This window comes from Neptuniibacter sp. QD48_11 (assembly GCF_047778095.1).
GTDB lineage: Bacteria > Pseudomonadota > Gammaproteobacteria > Pseudomonadales > Balneatricaceae > Neptuniibacter.
The window spans coordinates 3,265,724-3,283,771 of record NZ_CP180551.1; the positions used below are offsets into that span (position 1 = coordinate 3,265,724).

Here is an 18,048-nt window from a genome sequence, read left to right on the forward strand (position 1 = left end):
CTTTTTAAAGTAGATCTAAAACTATTTCAGACCAAGAATATCCTGCATATCGTATAGGCCATTCTCTTTACCTTCCAACCACTTACAAGCACGAACAGCGCCTTTAGCGAAAGTTAGACGGTTACTCGCTTTATGCGTGATCTCGATACGCTCACCTTCTGTACCAAATAGCACAGTGTGATCGCCTACGACATCACCAGCACGGATCGTTTCAAAACCGATCTCACCACGAGGACGCGCGCCTACCTGACCTTCACGGCCATAAACAGCGCACTCTTTAAGATCACGACCTAAGGCATCAGCAACCACTTCACCCATACGTAGTGCAGTTCCTGAAGGCGAATCCACTTTGTGACGGTGGTGAGCTTCGATCACTTCGATATCGTAATCATCGTTACCTAAAGCTTTAGCTGCGATCTCAAGCAGTTTGAAGCACAAGTTCACACCAACACTCATGTTTGGTGCAAATACAATGGCAACACTCTCAGCGGCTTTCTCTAGCACTGCTTTCTGCTCATCAGTAAGACCCGTCGTACCGATAACAACTTGCTTACCGTGAGTAGTACAGAAACGAACATTCTCAAGCGTGACTTCTGGTGCTGTAAAGTCGATTAGCACGTCAAAATCAGCAACCGCTTCATGCAAAGAACCAACAATCTTAACGCCTAGCTTACCAACACCTGCAACTTCACCGGCATCTGCGCCGATCAAAGAACTATCAGGCTCAACAATAGCTGCACCTAATTCAATGCCTTCAGCCATCTGTAGCGCTTCGATATTTGCTTTACCCATACGACCGGCTGCGCCAGTAACTGCTACTTTAATCATGTAAGTTTCCGCTCTTATTTGTTTTTGTCGTGAAGGATATTCTGGTCCATATCCAGTGCCGGTTTATCGCATTGAGGATGACCAACAGCACGGGCAGGTACGCCTACAACTGTTGTATGCCTTGGCACATCATCCAACACAACACTTCCACCACCTACTTTGGCACCTGCGCCCACTTCGATGTTACCGAAGATCTTGGCACCTGCCGCAATCATAACGCCTTCACGAATTTTCGGATGACGATCACCACAATCTTTACCTGTACCGCCTAAGGTTACAGATTGCAGGATAGAAACATCATTCTCGATCACGCTGGTTTCACCCACAACAATACCTGTTGCGTGATCAAACATTACGCCATGACCGATTTTAGCCGCAGGATGAATATCAACCTGCAACACACAACTAACTCTGCTCTGGATATAAAGCGCCATGCTCTTACGGCCTTTATTCCACATATAGTGAGCCACACGATACGCCTGAATTGCATGAAACCCCTTAAGGTACAGCAATACAGTCGCATATTTATCGATTGCAGGGTCTCGGGTACGAACCGCAGCTATATCTGCACACACAGCCTGTAAGATCTCTGGCGCTTCACGAAATACTTCTTCGATCACTAGACGAAAAGTTACTGCTGGCACTGCATCATCATGCAACTTGCGGCTCAACAGATAAGCCAAAGCAGAACACAAACTCTGATGACCTAAAATATTGGCGTGATAAAACCCCGCCAATACAGGCTCGTCAACTACTTCACGTTCGGCTTCTGCCGTAATTTCATCCCAAAGCCAAGTTGGGCATTCTGGATTCTGGCTCATGCCATCCCCATTATTATAAAAATTTAAGGGGCAATAAATGCCCCTTAAAATTAGGTCATATCTTCAAAAAACTTTTTCACAGAATCAAAGAAGCCGTGCTTCTTCGGGCTGTGTTTATGCGTACCTTGTTCCATCTCGTCTTGGAACTCACGCAATAGTTCTTTCTGGCGACTGCTCAACTTAACCGGCGTTTCCACAACTACTTTAACCAGAAGATCTCCCGTAGATCCACCGCGAACAGGCGCTACACCCTTGCCACGTAGACGGAACATTTTTCCGGTCTGCGTTTCGGATGGTACTTTCAACTTAACACGACCATCAAGGGTTGGAACTTCTAGCTCACCGCCCAATGCTGCATCAACAAAGCTGATCGGCACTTCGCAGTATAAGTGTTTACCGTCACGCTCAAAGATCGGGTGATCTTTAACATGAACTTGTACATATAGATCGCCTGCTGGACCACCGTGAGTACCCGCTTCGCCTTCACCCGCTAGACGGATACGATCGCCTGTATCAACGCCCGCAGGGATCTTAACGTTAAGCGTCTTAGTCTTCTCTTTACGGCCATGACCATGACAGTCAGTACAAGGATCAGTAATGATCTTGCCTTCACCATGACAGGTTGGACAAGTCTGTTGTACCGAGAAGAAGCCCTGCTGCATACGAACCTGGCCTTGACCGCCACAAGTACCGCACACTTTTGCAGAAGTACCAGGCTTAGCACCAGAACCATCACAAGTTTCACACTCTACAAGCGTAGGAACTTTGATGCTCTTTTCTACACCACGAACCGCTTCTTCCAGCGTCATTTCCATGTTGTAGCGTAAGTCAGCGCCACGTTGTACCGAGCTACGGCCACCGCGACCACCGCCGCCACCGAAAATATCGCCAAATACATCGCCAAAGATATCAGAGAAGTTACCGTCGAAGCCGCCACCGTGACCACCACGCATGTTCGGATCAACACCGGCATGACCGTATTGATCGTACGCAGCTTTCTTCTGAGCGTCAGATAACACTTCGTAAGCTTCGTTTACTTCTTTGAACTTATCTTCTGCTTCCTTATCGTCCGGGTTACGGTCCGGATGATATTTCATCGCCATACGGCGGAAAGCTTTCTTGATATCGCGATCAGATGAACCCTTAGATACACCCAATACTTCGTAATAATCTCGTTTTGACATGGTCACTACACTATACAGTCACAACACTGTTTTCGGCTTTAAGCCGGATATGACAACGCGGGCATAGAGCCCGCGGTGCCGAGTAATTCGACTTTGCAGCATCAAGAAACACTGCAAAGTTCTACGCTTAGTTAGCTTGATTCAGCTAAAAGGCGACTTATTTTTTGTCGTCTTTAACTTCTTCGAACTCAGCGTCTACTGCATCATCGTTACCGCCAGCTTGTTGCTGTTCAGCACCGCCTGCGCCTTGCTCAGCTTCAGCTTGCTGTGCAGCTTCTGCGTACATCTTCTGAGCAACACCAGAGATCGCTTCAGTAAGTGCAGTAGTTTTAGCTTCGATAGCGTCTTTGTCGTCGCCTTTAAGCGCTTCTTCAAGCTCAGCAGTTGCTGCTTCAACAGCTGCTTTCTCTTCGTCAGTCGCTTTGTCGCCCGCTTCTTCCATTGTCTTCTTAGCAGAGTGAACCATCGCGTCACCCTGGTTACGCGCAGTAGTCAGCTCTTCAAACTTCTTATCTTCTTCAGCGTGAGCTTCTGCATCGCTTACCATCTGCTCGATCTCGTCATCGCTCAGACCTGAAGATGCTTTGATTACGATAGACTGTTGTTTGCCAGTCGCTTTATCCTGTGCAGATACGTTCAGGATACCGTTAGCATCAAGGTCGAAAGTTACTTCGATCTGAGGCACACCGCGTGGTGCTGGTGGGATCTCAGCCAAGTCGAAACGACCTAGAGATTTGTTCTGTGCCGCTTGCTTACGCTCACCCTGTACAACGTGAATTGTTACAGCGTTCTGGTTGTCGTCTGCAGTAGAAAAGATCTGAGACTTCTTAGTTGGGATAGTCGTGTTCTTCTCGATTACTGGAGTAGCTACGCCACCCATAGTTTCGATACCAAGCGTTAGAGGCGTTACGTCTAGAAGTAGAACGTCTTTAACGTCACCAGCTAGTACCGCACCTTGGATCGCTGCACCCATTGCTACAGCTTCATCAGGGTTAACGTCTTTACGTGCTTCTTTACCGAAGAATTCAGCAACTTTTTCCTGAACCATTGGCATACGAGTCTGACCACCAACCAAGATAACTTCGTCGATTTCAGATGCGCTTAGATCAGAATCTTGTAGAGCGATCTTACATGGCTCTAGAGAGCGCTGAACTAGCTCTTCTACTAGAGACTCAAGCTTCGCACGAGTGATCTTAACGTTAAGGTGTTTTGGACCTGTTGCATCAGCAGTGATGTAAGGTAGGTTAACGTCAGTCTGCTGTGCAGAAGATAGTTCTACTTTAGCTTTCTCAGCACCTTCTTTTAGACGCTGAAGCGCTAGTGGATCGTTGTGTAGATCGATACCAGTGTCTTTCTTGAACTCATCAGCCAAGAACTCGATCAAACGTAGGTCAAAGTCTTCACCACCAAGGAACGTATCACCGTTAGTAGAAAGTACTTCGAACTGGTGCTCGCCATCTACTTCAGCGATCTCGATGATAGAGATATCGAAAGTACCACCACCTAGGTCATATACAGCGATAGTTTTGTCGCCTTTAGACTTGTCCATGCCGTATGCAAGAGCAGCAGCAGTTGGCTCGTTGATGATACGCTTAACTTCTAGACCAGCAATTTTACCCGCATCTTTAGTCGCCTGACGCTGAGCATCGTTGAAGTATGCTGGTACAGTTACAACGGCTTCAGTTACTGTCTCGCCTAGGTAGTCTTCTGCAGTTTTCTTCATCTTCTTCAGAATCTCTGCAGAGATCTGAGGTGCAGCAAGCTTGTCGCCCTTAACTTCTACCCAAGCATCACCGTTGTCAGCTTCAACGATTTTGTATGGCACCATTTTGATGTCTTTCTGAACAACATCATCTTTGAAACGACGGCCGATAAGACGCTTGATAGCAAATAGCGTGTTGTCTGGGTTAGTAACCGCCTGACGTTTTGCAGGCTGACCGACTAAGATTTCACCTTCATCAGCGTAAGCAATGATGGAAGGCGTTGTGCGATCGCCTTCAGCGTTTTCGATAACTTTAGCGCTGTCGCCATCTAGGATAGAAACACAAGAGTTTGTAGTTCCTAAGTCAATACCGATGATTTTACCCATTTGTATCTGCTCCAATTCTTTCTAAGCTGCCCGTTCTGACGGACAGTGATTAATTCTATAATTGACTTACTAGTCAGTATGAAATCTATATAAGTACGTTTTGCAGGGTTTCAAGGCCGAAACCAAAATTAAATTTACCTAACGTACCTTAAGCTTTAGCCACAACAACCATCGCAGGGCGCACTAGGCGGCCGTGCAATGTGTAACCTTTCTGCATTACTGCAATAACTGTATTTGGCTTCGCATCTGGTGACTCAACCATAGACATTGCTTGGTGTAGTGCCGGATCAAATGCTTCTCCTTGAGGATTAACCTGTTCCATCTGGAATTTAGCCAGACCCGAGAGGAACATGTTCATAGTCATCTCAACGCCTTCTTTCATCGGCTTAACCGCTTCGTCATCACCGAAGGCTTCAATAGCGCGCTCTAGGCTATCGACGATTGGCAACATTTCGTTGGCAAACTTCTCTACGCCAAATTTGTGCGCCTTTTCTACATCCTGTTCAGCACGACGACGAACATTCTGAGCATCAGCCTGAACACGTAGCATCTGATCCTTTAGCGTCTCAACCTCAGCTACTGCTGCAGCTAGATCAGCTGCCAATTTATCCGCATCCTGAGCAGTCTCTTCTGCAGCAACCTGTTCCGCTTCACCTTGTTCAGCGTTTTCTTCTTGCGCTTCTTCCGCTGCTACAACCTCTTCTGGCTGCTCAACTTTCTGCTCTTCTACTGGGTTCAGTTCTTCGTTTGCCATTGTGCTCTCCAGCCAGCCCATTCAATAAACTCGAGGGCGTCTGTTGGGTGTTAATATCAATTGCTCTTGAATATGGGGACAAAGAGATCGCTTTCAACAGATAAATTCGATTTTTTTACGCTAATTTCAGATAAAGATTGCATCCGATCAAAATATGACTTATACAGAAACCACTGTATAAAAACACATGTATTTTATTATGCTGAATCAATTATCTATTTGTGACTTTGCCATTGTTGATCACCTTGATCTAGAACTAAGCCAAGGCATGACCGTAGTCAGCGGTGAAACAGGTGCGGGTAAATCGATTATGCTCGACGCCCTAGGCCTAGCCTTAGGTAACCGCGCAGAGAGCGGTGCCGTACGTCAAGGCGCTGAGAAAGCCGACATCACAGCAAGCTTCAACATAGATAGCATCCCTGAAGCCTCTCAGTGGCTATCAGAGAATGATTTAGACAATGACGGTGAATGCATACTGCGTAGAGTGATCACTAAAGAGGGGCGCTCACGCTGCTATATCAATGGTCGCCCATCGCCTGCCAGCTTAGTCAAAAACCTTGGCGAGCTACTGATTGCTATTCATGGTCAACATGAACACCAACGCTTACTGAAAAAAGATCATCACCGAACACTACTCGATAATTTTGCCGGACAGGCCAAACTCGTCAGCCAAGTTCACAGTAGCTACCAGCAATGGCATAAGCTCGATAGCGAACTGAAACGTCTCTCTGAGCAAAGCGCCGAACAAACAGCACGAGTGCAGCTATTAAGCTATCAGATTGAAGAGTTAGACCAGCTCGCCTTAACCGATGGCGAACTAAAGCAACTGGAAGAAGAGCAAAAAACCTTAGCCAATGCCGAGAGCATTCTGAACACAGGCCACCAGCTGATCAATCTAGCCAGCGATAGCGATGACGCCAATTGCGTACAACAATTGAATCACTGCCTGCAGCTTCTATCTGAAATCCAATCAGAATCCCCTTCAGTTCGACAAGCCAACGAGATGCTGAACTCGGCATTGATCCAAGTTGAAGAAGCTAGCAACGAGATCCGCCATTACATGGATCGCGTCAATGTCGATCCAAGCAGACAACAAGATGTCGAAGAACGCCTATCAACAATTTACGAGATTGCACGTAAGCATCGCATCAACCCAGACGAGCTATGCGAATTCCATCAATCGCTTAGCCAAGAGCTATCCAGCCTAAGTCGCTCTGACGAAGAGTTAGAGCAACTCGCCCTTGACGTTGAGAGCGCCAAAACTGAATACCTCGCTTACGCTAACAAGTTAAGTACCAAACGCTCAGCCTCCGCTAAAAAATTAGGCAAATTAGTCGATCAGCAACTGCATAATTTAGGCATGCCATCTGCGCAGATGTCTGTTGCATTAACCGCTTTAGAAAAACCAAGTCTGAACGGTTTGGAAGAAGTAGAGTTCCTGATTATTACCAATGCAGGCCAACCACCAAAACCATTAGGCAAAATCGCATCCGGTGGTGAGCTATCACGTATCAGTCTTGCTATCCAAGTGATCACAGCACAAACCTCCACCACTTCGACACTAATCTTTGATGAAGTCGATGTAGGTATTGGTGGTGCGATTGCGGAAGTCGTGGGTCGCCTGCTAAGACAACTGGGTGAAAAAGCACAAATTCTATGTGTAACTCATCAGCCGCAAGTCGCGAGCCAAGGCCATCAACATCTATTTGTGAGTAAACAGACGGATAAAAAGACCACTCACACGCAGATCAATCAACTCTGCGCGGACAGTCGTGTTCAAGAAGTTGCACGTATGCTGGGCGGGATCGATATTACAGAGCGATCTATTGAGCATGCTAAAGAGATGCTTGCTCAAGCAAGCTAGACCTCAAGCCCCATACACATAGTTTTTGGAAGGGTATTCCATACACTAAAAAACCCGCTAGTAGCGGGCTTTTTAGTTGTCACCAGAGCAAGTACTGCTTATTTTTCGTCTGCGTCTTTGTGAACGCCGTACAGGTAAATAGTACGATCAGTCACAGTAAAGCCCATAGACTCAGCGATCTCGTTTAGAAGCGCATTCAAACGTGGATCGTTAAATTCTTTTACGATGCCACTTTTTACGCAAACAATGTGATCGTGTTCTTCATCACGCGCCAATTCAAATACAGAGTGACCACCTTCGAAGTGGTGACGCGTTACTAGACCAGCCGCTTCAAACTGAGTTAGTACACGGTAAACCGTTGCCAAACCAACATCTTCACCTTTTTCCATCAGCAACTTATAAATATCTTCAGCACTGAAGTGATCGCCTTCACCAGCCTGTTCTAGGATCTGATAAATTTTTACGCGAGGCAAAGTAACCTTCAGGCCTGCTTTTCTTAGTTCCTGATTTTCAAGTGACATAGTTATCTATTCTCTAAGCTGTTGGTGATTACATAATCATGCGGAAGCTGAATTGCTTGTTCAATAGCGCACGAAACTTTATTATCCGCATTTACGCACAATAGTGGAAGCAAAATTCTGATGCAAAAACTACTAATTGCTACAACTTTTACTGTAGCACTGACTCTGACCGGTTGTTCTGGTTTCCCAGGTGTATATAAATTCGACATCCCGCAGGGCAATGTTGTTACTCAAGAGATGGTAGATCAGCTGCGCCCTGGCATGAGCCAAAGCCAAGTGCGCTTCATCATGGGTTCACCATTAATCACTGATACCTTCCACGAAGGCCGTTGGGACTACCTATACACAAAGAAAAGTGGTGAAGATGGCAGCTATAGCAAAGAACGCATCTCTCTATACTTTACAGATGGCAAGCTAAATGCCTTAAATGGTGACTTCCGTCCAGGTGGTAAGCGTAGCTAAACCTTAGCTACGCAGGCGTGCAGCTTATTCAGCTTCTTTCTTTGCTTTCACCTTAGCTGCGCGCTTAGCCCTTGCTTCCTTCGGATCAGCAATTAAAGGGCGATAAATCTCAACACGCTGACCTTCCCGCAAAATTGTCTCTTTAGGGTTCTTGATTGCTTTAGCAAAGATACCCATAGGATCATTCTCAGGATCGATCTGTGGATAAAGCTCCACAATGCCAGATTGGATAACCGCATCATAAGCAGTGCAATCATCAGCCACAGTCAAAGCTATGATTTTTTGCTCTGTAGGAAGGGCATAAGCGACTTCAACATTCATAGTGACACTTTCTCTTAAACGTATACTTGATCTGCGCGGGTTACGAAGGCATCAACCATAGTCGTTGCAACTTGATTAAAAACCTTACTCATCGCCATAGAAGCAATTTTACCCGAGAACTCAAACTGTAAGCTTAAGCTTACTTTACACGCTTCATCACTAAGCGGTTTGAAATCCCACACACCACTCAAGCGGGAAAAGGGCCCCTCTTCCAATTCAAGTGTCATGCTTACAGGGCGGTTAAGCTGATTTCGAGTGGTAAAGCTATATTTCAAGCCACCTTTAGAAAGGAACAAAGTCGCAACCAACTCATCGTCAGTGCGACTTATAATCTCGGTGCTAGCGCACCAGGGCAAAAACTCAGGATATCGTTCTACATCATTTATAAGATCAAACATCTCTTCTGCAGTGTGCAATACCAATGCACTGCGATCTACCTGAGTCATGCCTTTTTTTCATTCCTTTACTTCAACTTCTCAACAAGGTTGAGAATAAAGATTACAGCTACCGCTACTGGCGATACATATCGCAGCGCAATATACCATGCATTGAACAGTAAAGGAGAGGAGATTGCCAATTCATCTTCAGCCATTTTACGAGTTACAAACCAACCCGCGAAGATTGCGATGAACAATCCACCCAATGGCAACATGACATTAGCCGTCATAAAGTCTAGGAAATCAAAGACATTGAAGCCCATCATCTTGAAGTCGGAGATGAAGTTGAAAGAACCTAGCGCAGCAATACCTAAGCCCCAAACAACAAGGCCTAGCGCGATACACGCAGGAACACGGCTCCAGCCAAACTTCTCTACCAACCAAGCAGCTGCTGGTTCGATTAGAGAGATAGCTGAAGTCCAAGCAGCAATACCTACAAGCAAGAAGAATACGAAACCAAAGATCTGACCGCCAGGCATCTGACCGAAAGCAACAGGCAGCGTTACAAACATCAGACCAGGACCCGCACCAGGATCCATACCGTTAGCAAATACGATCGGGAAGATAACCAAACCAGCAATCAAAGCAACGATAGTATCCATTGCCGCAATTGTGATTACAGAACCACCGATAGAGGTCTTCTTAGGCATGTATGAACCGTACGCCATGATCGCACCCATACCCAGAGATAGGGTGAAGAAAGAGTGACCTAACGCGATCAATACAGCATTCCAACTCAGCTCCGAGAAGTCGAAGTGGAATAGGAAATCAAAACCTTGAGAGAAGCCTTCTGTCTGCATGGAGTAACCAAGCATGATCAATAGAAGGATAAATAGCGCAGGCATCAATAGCTTAACAGCGTTCTCAAGACCTTTCTTAACGCCACCAACGATAACCACCATTACCATTGCAACAAAGATCGTATGCCAGATCAGCAATGTCTGAGGGTCAGCTAGCAAGTCATTGAAGACCTTACCCGCATCATCACTACCAATAGAGATGAAATCGCCAGTACCCATACCAGCAATGTAATAAAGCACCCAACCCGCAACTACAGAGTAGAACGAGAAGATCATAAAGCCGGCTAGAACACCCATCCAACCAACAAATGACCATTTCCCTGAATGATTGGCTTCTATCGCCACATCCTTCATAGCATTGATAGGACTTTGTCTACCACGTCGACCGATGAAGACCTCTGCCATCATGATTGGAACACCAACCATCAAGATACAGACAAGGTATACCAGTACGAACGCACCGCCACCATTTTCGCCCGCAATATATGGGAACTTCCAAATATTACCTAAGCCAACTGCCGAACCAGTGGCCGCCAAAATAAAGATCCAACGAGATGCCCAAGCACCGTGGATAGACTTCTTTTCCTGCATGAACTGCTACTCTTCTGGGGGGTTAGTCGCGAAAAAACGTAAATTCTTTCACTTTTTACTTATTAAGTACATCGTTGACTGCTCAAAAAGTGCACACCCCGCTAGCTCCCCAGAACTTTAGGGATTTCCCCTGTTTTAGATAGCAAAAACAGAGCTTTTTATTGTGCAGATTGCACATTCAGAACTTTGTAGAAGTAGATGAACAAATAGAAATAGTTTTCCCTGATTGCAAGGCGCTTTCCCTTAGCAAGCCTGATCTATATAATCGCCCGCCATGGCCAAGAAAAAGAAAGCCCCATCGGGCAACACAATTTGTCAAAACAAAAGAGCACGTCACGAATACCTAATTTCGGATAAATTCGAAGCAGGTCTCGTTCTGACTGGCTGGGAAGTAAAAAGCCTACGCGAAGGACGCGCGCAACTGGTGGAATCCTACGTGGTGATCCACAAAGGCGAAGCTTGGTTAGTTGGTGCACACTTCACTCCGCTGAAAACAGCCTGCACCCACGTAGTCGCAGATCCGACCCGTGATCGTAAATTGCTACTTAACCATCGCGAACTAGTAAAGATCATCAACGCGACTGAAGCTAAAGGCTTCACTTGTGTAGCACTCTCCCTTTACTGGAAAGGCAATCGCATCAAATGCGAAATTGCGCTAGCCAAAGGTAAGAAGCAACACGATAAACGCGCCGCAGATAAAGACAAAGACTGGGCTCGTCAGAAACAACGCCTTATGGCAGCTAAATAGCTGCCATAGCACAACCTCTCCCCCCCCTTCTTTACCGACCTCTCTTTCCATCGCAGCAGCGTATTACAACCCCTTTTTAGTTTCTCCAACAAAGCCCCAAAGGAACTTACACAAAAAAATTGGGTCGAAGCTTCACAATCTACTCGTCTATATCCAACACAATAGGTATAATCGCGAGCTATCTGGGGATGACTTGGCTTCGACGCTGATTACAAAACCTTAGGTGCATGTCGAGAATGTAGTGAATCTCGTAAATCCCTCACTACACAGTTATAGTTGCTAACGACGATAACTACGCTCTAGCTGCATAAGTCAGCTTGTGCCGCTCCTTCAGGTGTCTGTAACTAAAGGATTTTGCGGTATCATTCGAGACAGAATCGCCCGGATGCTTCGCCTTAAGCTGAACGGCTAAAACTTAAAAAGGCTCGCCCATAACACCCTGGCTCTCGGGTCGTGACGGGTTAACTCAATAGAGAAGCCTAAACATGTAGATCTTGAGGCGGAGGATTGACGGACGCGGGTTCGACCCCCGCCATCTCCACCAAATACAAATAAAAAAGCCACCTTCGGGTGGCTTTTTTATTTGTATTGTCCCGTCCTGAATAAGGTTGACACTTTACCTATCATCTTTGGATAAGTTTTTAAGAATTCAAAAAGCAAACACACAAAACCATCTCCTTTTAAAATATTGCCGATAATTTCACCTGCCATCGTGTGATTAAAAATTCGTTTAGCTCAAAGGCTTTGGACTAAACTAAAAATTTTAAGTTAACTGTGATTTGAACCCAAAGCCGATGAATAGGATTTTTAAACTGACGCGATTAGGCTTACTAGGTGCTGTGATAGCTCTCTGCCCCACAATATATGCAGATACATTTGTAATGGGCTTTGGTGAAGACCCTACATCAAATCCACAATACAACTTCTACAGTAAAGTTTACTCGGCAGCTTTCAATACACTGGGGTATGAATTTTCATATATCCTTTGCCCCAGTAAAAGATGCTCGAAAATGGCAAACGATGGAATTATAGATGGGGAACCTCAAAGAATTAGAGACTATAGCTCCCGCTATTCAAATATGGTCTTAGTTGATGAACCTATTTTCTTTAATAGAGTCATTGGACTATCCAAGAATGCCGAATTAAGTTTCAGTAGGCTCGAAGATCTCAAAATGCTTGATTTAAGAATTGAGTACCTGCGTGGTTCTGTTTGGTCCAAAAACAATCTTATAAAAGCAACCAATAAAGAGCACCTATCCGAGGTAGGCTCTATTGAACAAGGTATAAATAAATTACAAAGAGGAAGAACTGATATTTTCTTTGCTTTAGAAGTTCCTATTTTGAAAGCACTTCACAATAAAGGCTTACCAACAAAAGACATCACTATTGTCGGAGTCGCGGGGCAAAACATTTCTTACCCATTTATACATAAATCGCACTCAGGCCTAGCTCCGGCTTTGGCTCAAGCAATAAAGGATATGAAAACTTCGGGTGAATACTGGCGTATTCTTCAGGAGGTCATGCCATACATGCAAAAGCTTGAAAAAGAGCTAACTCCTCTAGCTATTGTAAACCAATGAAAATCAGATCGCGGGGAGCTGAGCTGCCCCGCGAGCAATGACTCTTTACTACTTTATATTCCTAAACACCAAAAACAGCTGGTAGGAGTGTTACGCTAGCAAGCGTAATCAGGCCTATTGCAACAAAATTCAACACAAAGCCTGCACGCATCATATCAGCCATTTTCAATCGACCTGAACCAAACACGATAGCGTTTGGCGGAGTAGCTACAGGCATCATAAAGGCACAGCTTGCTGCAATTGCAGCAGGAATAACCCATACAAGTGGTGTACCTGTAATCGACTCAGCCACTGGTCCTAATAACGGCAAGAAGCCTGCCGCCGTTGCTGTGTTACTGGTGATTTCCGTCAAGAAGGTAATCAACGCAGTAACAATCAAGATACCAATCAATAAGGAAACACTGTCTGCACCCTGAATCTGTAGAGCGATAAATTCAGCTAAACCAGAAGACTTAATAGTCGCCGCCAAAGTAAGGCCGCCACCGAATAGGATCAAGATACCCCAAGGTACTTTTTGTGCGCTTTCCCAATCTAGAACACGCTCGTTATCGCCAGTTTTAACAGGCAGGGCGAATAGCAGAATAGCCGCCGCCATTGCGATTCCGGTGTCAGAGATACCAATACCTGTCCACTTAGCAAGGTATGGGCGCATTACCCAACCGATTGCCGCAAATAGGAAGATAAATAACACTTTCTTTTCGCCAGCAGACATCTGCCCTAGCGCTTGCAACTGTTCTTTAAATACAGATTTAGCACTAACCGCACCAGCCTGATCGACTTTATAGCTGATTTTGGTAAGCAGAACCCACGCTACTATCAGCATGATAATTGATAGTGGTAGACCCATCGCCATCCATTGTGCAAAACCGATTTCCATGCCATAGCTATCAGATAGGTATGCAGCCATCAGCGCATTCGGTGGCGTACCAATCAACGTTGCTATACCGCCGATACTAGCAGCATAAGCGATGGACAAGAGCATTGCTTTAGCAAAACTCTCATTATCCGGTTCACGGTCGGTGACAATTTTCACTACAGATAGCGCTATAGGTAGCATCATTACCGCTGTAGCTGTATTGGACATCCACATCGACAGAAATGCCGTCACCAACATAATGCCCAAAATCTGGATACTTGGTTTGGTGCCTGCTAGTAGCATAGTTTTTAGCGCAATACGCTTATGCAGGTTCCAGCGTTCCATTGCGATAGAGATCAGGAAACCGCCTAGGAATAGGAAAATCAGCGGGTGAGCATAAGGTGCAGCAACCGCTTTGATATTTGCGATACCTGCAACCGGCACCACAAATAAAGGTAATAGAGAGGCCGCAGGGATTGGAACAGCTTCGGATATCCACCAACTCGCCATCCAGAACGCTAATCCGGCGGTGCGCCACGCTTCAACTGAAAGCCCCGCGAAAGGCGGATCAATCAGTAATGTCATCAACATGACTAAAGGACCGAGGGATAACATTAGCCAAGGTATCTTTTTATTTTTGTCATTCATACTCTTCTTCCAACCTTAATTTAAACGGTATTTAAATTGGTGAATGTTTGGTTTTCACATCATGGAAAGAAGAGATAGCAAGAGTATTGCCAGCTTTAAAAACAATCTTAAAAAGATTTAATTTTCAATAAGTTAAAAAGAATAGTTATTTTTGAACAAGGTACATAATGCGGATAGCCACACAGCTTTAGCAGGTGCTTTGTCACTAAAACCACACATAGATAAATCACGAAAACAGGGCTAATTAAGTCAACGTTTTGCGGTATAAACCACGCTGATGCACTAGCTCAGTCTTTTACAAAACTGCGTCTTTGAATTCCGTATTTTGCCAACTTATCGTAAAAGGTTTTTCTGGGGACCCGCAGTAAGGAGATCGCCTCTTTTACAGAACCGGAGGATTGGCTCAAGGCCTCCTCTATTACAGCGCATTCAAAAAAAGCGACCTTTTCACTTAAGGAAAGATCCTCAGGCATGGCCACACTTGGTTGATCGGCGTCGATCGAAATTGGCATCCCAAGCAACACCCTTCTTTCAGCGGCATTGCGCAGCTCACGGACATTACCCGGCCAATGGTAAGCCATAAGTTGATTGGACTCTTCACTAGCAAGCGCTGTTAGCGGTTTGTGATAACGCCCAGCAGCTATAGAGCTAAAGTGTTTAAACAACAATGGGATATCGGCTTTGCGCGCACGTAAAGGCGGTATATCTACTTTAACTAGGTTTAAACGATAATAGAGGTCGGTGCGAAACAACCCTTGCTCCGCGAGTTCTAGCAGATCAATTTTAGTTGCTGCTACAAATCTAACATCCAGCGGGATTGCAGTATTACTGCCAACGGGAGTAATGGTTCTTTCTTCTAACACCCGCAACATTTTCACCTGCATAGACATAGGCATGCTTTCTATTTCATCGAGAAAAATAGTACCGCCTTGGCCGAAACCTAGTTGCCCGGTACGGTTTTCTGTCGCGCCGGTAAAGGCACCTTTTTTACTCCCGAACAACTCACTCTCAATTAGGCTTTCGGGTATAGCGCCACAGTTAATCGCAACAAAATTTGCATCAGCGCGACTGCTCATCTCATGTAAGTAGCGCGCAACCATCTCTTTACCGGAACCGGTTTCACCACTAATCAAAACATCTGCTGGAGTATCAACTACGGTATTAAGCAGCCGCATCATATCTTTCATTTCAGGGGTGTCGCCAAGTATCCGCACCCCTTTTTCAGGTACTGCTTTCAAACTACTTTTAAGTGCTCGATTTTCTAGGACAAGGGCTCTTTTTTCACTGGCACGCTTAACACTATCCAACAGCTGCTCTGTGATCGGCTTTTCAAAAAAATCGTAAGCTCCTTGATGCAAACATGAGACTGCAAGCTGTACATCGGCATAGCCGGTTAGCATGATGACCGGTATATCAACATCGATGGCTTGAATCTCACTAAGAAGCTTGGTGCCGCACATCTCTGGCATATTAATATCTGAAATCACAACACCTTGGAAATGCTCATCCAGTGTTTTTAAAGCCTGCGTACCGTTCGCGAACGCCTGGACTTCATAACCTTCTATCTGTAGAAGCTGGCTAAGGGAGTCACGAATGATCTCTTCATCGTCGATAATCCAAACTTTTGTCATTTTAATTGCTTCCAGTGTTACTTGATTTCAACGAGATCGTGAATGTAGCCCCAAGCCCAGAATCCGCATTCTTAGCCGTAAGCTCACCATCGAAAGAACGAATGATGTTACGCGAGATAGATAAGCCCAACCCTAAGCCTTGATCGGACTTAGTGGTAAAAAAGGCATCAAATATAGTGTCTATATTTTGCAGGTCCAAGCCAATACCACTGTCGGTTATATGAATATCCACATAACCTTCTCTTTGGCTAAAGCTGATACTAATGGATTTCGCCTGCTGCCCAGACATGGCATCTATAGCATTAGATAAGAGATTAACCAGAACCTGCTCTAACTTTAAGGCCTCACCCCAAACAAAACTGCTGTAGTGCTCAACAGACAAATCGACTTTATAGTTTGTGATCTGGGGTCCGACCACCACTAAAGCGGCATCAAGGCACTTAGACCATTCACACCAAGCTAATGAGGGCTCTTTATTCCGACTGAATTGTTTTAACTGTGAAACAATTTTATGCACCCGCTCCGTCATATCCTGAATGGTATTAAGCGTCTCTTTAGCTTCCTTATAGTCACCCCTATCAAGTAATCGTCGACAGGCAGCTATATAAGCATTCATAGCACTGAGCGGCTGATTGATTTCATGATTGATCGAAGCTGACATCTGCCCAATCGTAGCTAGCTTAGTCGACTGCATAAGTGCTTTATGCGCTTTATCTAACTCATCAGTGCGAACCGATATCTCCTTTTCTAACGCCCTGCGGGTATACAGCAACTGACGATAACCAGCAAAGCGTCGATAAAGGTAGAACGCCAAAACAAAGACCACGCTATACCCCAGCGAGAGCCAAATCATAAAATTGGTGATTTGATAGCCCACCGTTGCCGCGGGGCTGAACGTAATGAGCTTAAGACTCATGCTAGGCAAGCTGGATTCACCATAAAAATACAAGCCCTGCTCGGCCTCGGCGTACTCTATTTGCCACTGCTGTAAATCAGCAAGTGCATACTTTCTTTTGCTGTTATTTAAGATATTTTGCGTCAGGTCGAGGTAACGTTGGCTTTCTTTAATCTGAGCCCAACTCAATTCTTCGCTCTCGCTGAGCTGCTTGAGGCGCCAGTATGGGTGATTAGACATAAAGATGACATTGTCAGGTCCATAAACCATAAACTTTGTAGAATGCTGACCAGATAACCACTCTGTATCCTGCTCAAATCTGGAAATGTCTACCTTTACAGCAGCAACACCAATAATCTTTTCATCGACGTAAACCGGAGATGAAAAAAAGATGCCGCGCTCTTTAGAGCGAACACCTAGGGCGTAATACGTCGAATTCTGCCCCTCAATTGCCTGCTGAAAATAAGGACGAAAAGAAAAATTGCCGCCTATAAAACTCGATGGGTTTTGAAAGTTACTTGCAGCAACAACATCGCCTTTAATATCGAGTACATAAACCTCACTAGCCCCGGTCGTTTTAGCAATATCAAGTAACAGTAGGTTTAATTCTTGCTCTCCTGTTTTGAACTGCAGTAGTTGACGAATCTGGTAATGGTTCGTTAACAACTCTGGAATATGTGCATAACGGGCAAGTTCTTTATTGAAATAGGTACTGACATTTTCAGCTTCATTCTTCACTTTTTGATCAAGTTCGATATAGAGACTTCGCTGGAAAAGAGAAACACCAGTAGACAGAGTAAGACCTAGACATACGAGGTAAATTAAGAATACAAATATGATTTTCCTGTCTCGCATACCAGTGCCCATACATTATTACCCGCATACTATGCCGTAATAACTATTTTAAATCATCGTGCGCAGGGTATCTTGATGTTATAGATCGCCCTTAGTGCATTATTTAATGCTCAAAATATACAAAAAGCCCTGCTAGCAAAACTAGCAGGGCTTTTTTAAATAC

Annotated in this window: 16 protein-coding genes and 1 other RNA gene; 5 read left to right on the forward strand and 12 right to left on the reverse strand. The window is 45.1% G+C overall.

The window, feature by feature from the left end:
* Positions 1 to 21: 21 nt before the first annotated feature.
* From dapB to grpE, 5 genes are all read right to left on the reverse strand, one after another.
* Complete coding sequence (gene dapB, locus ACMXYU_RS15280; protein WP_415899368.1) at positions 22 to 828, reverse strand: 4-hydroxy-tetrahydrodipicolinate reductase; 807 nt, start codon at positions 826 to 828, stop codon at positions 22 to 24.
* 14 nt (positions 829 to 842) lie between these two features.
* A complete protein-coding gene (cysE, locus tag ACMXYU_RS15285; RefSeq protein WP_415899369.1) occupies positions 843 to 1,649 on the reverse strand; it encodes a serine O-acetyltransferase in 807 nt (268 codons plus the stop codon).
* Positions 1,650 to 1,699: 50 nt separating this feature from the next.
* Positions 1,700 to 2,833, reverse strand: a complete 1,134-nt coding sequence (gene dnaJ / locus ACMXYU_RS15290; protein ID WP_415899370.1) for a molecular chaperone DnaJ — start codon at positions 2,831 to 2,833, stop codon at positions 1,700 to 1,702.
* 157 nt (positions 2,834 to 2,990) lie between these two features.
* The gene (gene dnaK / locus ACMXYU_RS15295) at positions 2,991 to 4,922 is read right to left on the reverse strand and encodes a molecular chaperone DnaK (protein ID WP_415899371.1); all 1,932 of its coding nucleotides are present in this window, start codon (positions 4,920 to 4,922) and stop codon (positions 2,991 to 2,993) included.
* 148 nt (positions 4,923 to 5,070) lie between these two features.
* On the reverse strand, positions 5,071 to 5,676 hold the full coding sequence (gene grpE, locus ACMXYU_RS15300; RefSeq protein ID WP_415899372.1) for a nucleotide exchange factor GrpE: 606 nt from the start codon (positions 5,674 to 5,676) through the stop codon (positions 5,071 to 5,073).
* A 199-nt stretch (positions 5,677 to 5,875) separates the two neighbouring features.
* On the opposite strand from grpE, the gene recN reads away from it, so the two are divergent.
* The gene (gene recN / locus ACMXYU_RS15305; RefSeq protein WP_415899373.1) at positions 5,876 to 7,540 is read left to right on the forward strand and encodes a DNA repair protein RecN; all 1,665 of its coding nucleotides are present in this window, start codon (positions 5,876 to 5,878) and stop codon (positions 7,538 to 7,540) included.
* Positions 7,541 to 7,638: 98 nt separating this feature from the next.
* Here recN and fur read toward each other — a convergent pair whose 3' ends face one another.
* Positions 7,639 to 8,061, reverse strand: coding sequence for a ferric iron uptake transcriptional regulator (gene fur, locus ACMXYU_RS15310; RefSeq protein ID WP_415882585.1), 423 nt, complete (start codon positions 8,059 to 8,061; stop codon positions 7,639 to 7,641).
* A 120-nt stretch (positions 8,062 to 8,181) separates the two neighbouring features.
* Here fur and ACMXYU_RS15315 point away from each other — a divergent pair, with 120 nt between their 5' ends.
* Positions 8,182 to 8,523 carry an outer membrane protein assembly factor BamE gene (locus ACMXYU_RS15315; RefSeq protein ID WP_415882586.1) on the forward strand — a complete coding sequence of 114 codons (342 nt, stop codon included), beginning with the start codon at positions 8,182 to 8,184 and terminating at the stop codon, positions 8,521 to 8,523.
* Between the two features lie 24 nt (positions 8,524 to 8,547).
* On the opposite strand, the gene ACMXYU_RS15320 is transcribed toward ACMXYU_RS15315, so the two are convergent.
* The 3 genes from ACMXYU_RS15320 to ACMXYU_RS15330 are packed head-to-tail and all read right to left on the reverse strand — an operon-like array spanning position 8,548 to position 10,672.
* Positions 8,548 to 8,844, reverse strand: a complete 297-nt coding sequence (locus ACMXYU_RS15320) for an RnfH family protein (protein WP_415882587.1) — start codon at positions 8,842 to 8,844, stop codon at positions 8,548 to 8,550.
* A gap of 14 nt (positions 8,845 to 8,858) precedes the next feature.
* Positions 8,859 to 9,290, reverse strand: a complete 432-nt coding sequence (locus tag ACMXYU_RS15325; RefSeq protein ID WP_415882588.1) for a type II toxin-antitoxin system RatA family toxin — start codon at positions 9,288 to 9,290, stop codon at positions 8,859 to 8,861.
* A gap of 17 nt (positions 9,291 to 9,307) precedes the next feature.
* On the reverse strand, positions 9,308 to 10,672 hold the full coding sequence (locus tag ACMXYU_RS15330) for a sodium-dependent transporter (RefSeq protein WP_415895265.1): 1,365 nt from the start codon (positions 10,670 to 10,672) through the stop codon (positions 9,308 to 9,310).
* 274 nt (positions 10,673 to 10,946) lie between these two features.
* Between ACMXYU_RS15330 and smpB the strand changes: the two genes are divergently transcribed.
* The 3 genes from smpB to ACMXYU_RS15345 all read left to right on the forward strand — a co-directional run bounded on the left by smpB (position 10,947) and on the right by ACMXYU_RS15345 (position 13,000).
* A complete protein-coding gene (gene smpB / locus ACMXYU_RS15335) occupies positions 10,947 to 11,420 on the forward strand; it encodes an SsrA-binding protein SmpB (protein ID WP_415886001.1) in 474 nt (157 codons plus the stop codon).
* 184 nt (positions 11,421 to 11,604) lie between these two features.
* Positions 11,605 to 11,964: a transfer-messenger RNA gene (ssrA, locus tag ACMXYU_RS15340) on the forward strand.
* Positions 11,965 to 12,430: 466 nt separating this feature from the next.
* Positions 12,431 to 13,000: a substrate-binding periplasmic protein gene (locus ACMXYU_RS15345; RefSeq protein WP_415899374.1), complete on the forward strand. Its 570-nt coding sequence runs from the start codon at positions 12,431 to 12,433 to the stop codon at positions 12,998 to 13,000.
* A 61-nt stretch (positions 13,001 to 13,061) separates the two neighbouring features.
* On the opposite strand, the gene ACMXYU_RS15350 is transcribed toward ACMXYU_RS15345, so the two are convergent.
* The 3 genes from ACMXYU_RS15350 to ACMXYU_RS15360 all read right to left on the reverse strand — a co-directional run bounded on the left by ACMXYU_RS15350 (position 13,062) and on the right by ACMXYU_RS15360 (position 17,885).
* Positions 13,062 to 14,504 carry an SLC13 family permease gene (locus ACMXYU_RS15350; RefSeq protein WP_415899375.1) on the reverse strand — a complete coding sequence of 481 codons (1,443 nt, stop codon included), beginning with the start codon at positions 14,502 to 14,504 and terminating at the stop codon, positions 13,062 to 13,064.
* A gap of 287 nt (positions 14,505 to 14,791) precedes the next feature.
* Entirely contained in the window at positions 14,792 to 16,135 is a 1,344-nt protein-coding gene (locus tag ACMXYU_RS15355; RefSeq protein WP_415899376.1) for a sigma-54-dependent transcriptional regulator, read from the reverse strand.
* 1 nt (position 16,136) lies between these two features.
* Positions 16,137 to 17,885 carry an ATP-binding protein gene (locus ACMXYU_RS15360; RefSeq protein ID WP_415899377.1) on the reverse strand — a complete coding sequence of 583 codons (1,749 nt, stop codon included), beginning with the start codon at positions 17,883 to 17,885 and terminating at the stop codon, positions 16,137 to 16,139.
* Positions 17,886 to 18,048 lie beyond the last annotated feature (163 nt).

What these genes read in the sequence shown, in the direction of transcription:
- dapB (WP_415899368.1), bottom strand. Translation starts at nt 828, where the DNA reads ATGATTAAAGTAGCAGTTACTGGCGCAGCCGGTCGTATGGGTAAAGCA.
- cysE (WP_415899369.1), bottom strand. Translation starts at nt 1,649, where the DNA reads ATGAGCCAGAATCCAGAATGCCCAACTTGGCTTTGGGATGAAATTACG.
- dnaJ (WP_415899370.1), bottom strand. Translation starts at nt 2,833, where the DNA reads ATGTCAAAACGAGATTATTACGAAGTATTGGGTGTATCTAAGGGTTCA.
- dnaK (WP_415899371.1), bottom strand. Translation starts at nt 4,922, where the DNA reads ATGGGTAAAATCATCGGTATTGACTTAGGAACTACAAACTCTTGTGTT.
- grpE (WP_415899372.1), bottom strand. Translation starts at nt 5,676, where the DNA reads ATGGCAAACGAAGAACTGAACCCAGTAGAAGAGCAGAAAGTTGAGCAG.
- recN (WP_415899373.1), top strand. Translation starts at nt 5,876, where the DNA reads ATGCTGAATCAATTATCTATTTGTGACTTTGCCATTGTTGATCACCTT.
- fur (WP_415882585.1), bottom strand. Translation starts at nt 8,061, where the DNA reads ATGTCACTTGAAAATCAGGAACTAAGAAAAGCAGGCCTGAAGGTTACT.
- ACMXYU_RS15315 (WP_415882586.1), top strand. Translation starts at nt 8,182, where the DNA reads ATGCAAAAACTACTAATTGCTACAACTTTTACTGTAGCACTGACTCTG.
- ACMXYU_RS15320 (WP_415882587.1), bottom strand. Translation starts at nt 8,844, where the DNA reads ATGAATGTTGAAGTCGCTTATGCCCTTCCTACAGAGCAAAAAATCATA.
- ACMXYU_RS15325 (WP_415882588.1), bottom strand. Translation starts at nt 9,290, where the DNA reads ATGACTCAGGTAGATCGCAGTGCATTGGTATTGCACACTGCAGAAGAG.
- ACMXYU_RS15330 (WP_415895265.1), bottom strand. Translation starts at nt 10,672, where the DNA reads ATGCAGGAAAAGAAGTCTATCCACGGTGCTTGGGCATCTCGTTGGATC.
- smpB (WP_415886001.1), top strand. Translation starts at nt 10,947, where the DNA reads ATGGCCAAGAAAAAGAAAGCCCCATCGGGCAACACAATTTGTCAAAAC.
- ACMXYU_RS15345 (WP_415899374.1), top strand. Translation starts at nt 12,431, where the DNA reads ATGGCAAACGATGGAATTATAGATGGGGAACCTCAAAGAATTAGAGAC.
- ACMXYU_RS15350 (WP_415899375.1), bottom strand. Translation starts at nt 14,504, where the DNA reads ATGAATGACAAAAATAAAAAGATACCTTGGCTAATGTTATCCCTCGGT.
- ACMXYU_RS15355 (WP_415899376.1), bottom strand. Translation starts at nt 16,135, where the DNA reads ATGACAAAAGTTTGGATTATCGACGATGAAGAGATCATTCGTGACTCC.
- ACMXYU_RS15360 (WP_415899377.1), bottom strand. Translation starts at nt 17,885, where the DNA reads ATGCGAGACAGGAAAATCATATTTGTATTCTTAATTTACCTCGTATGT.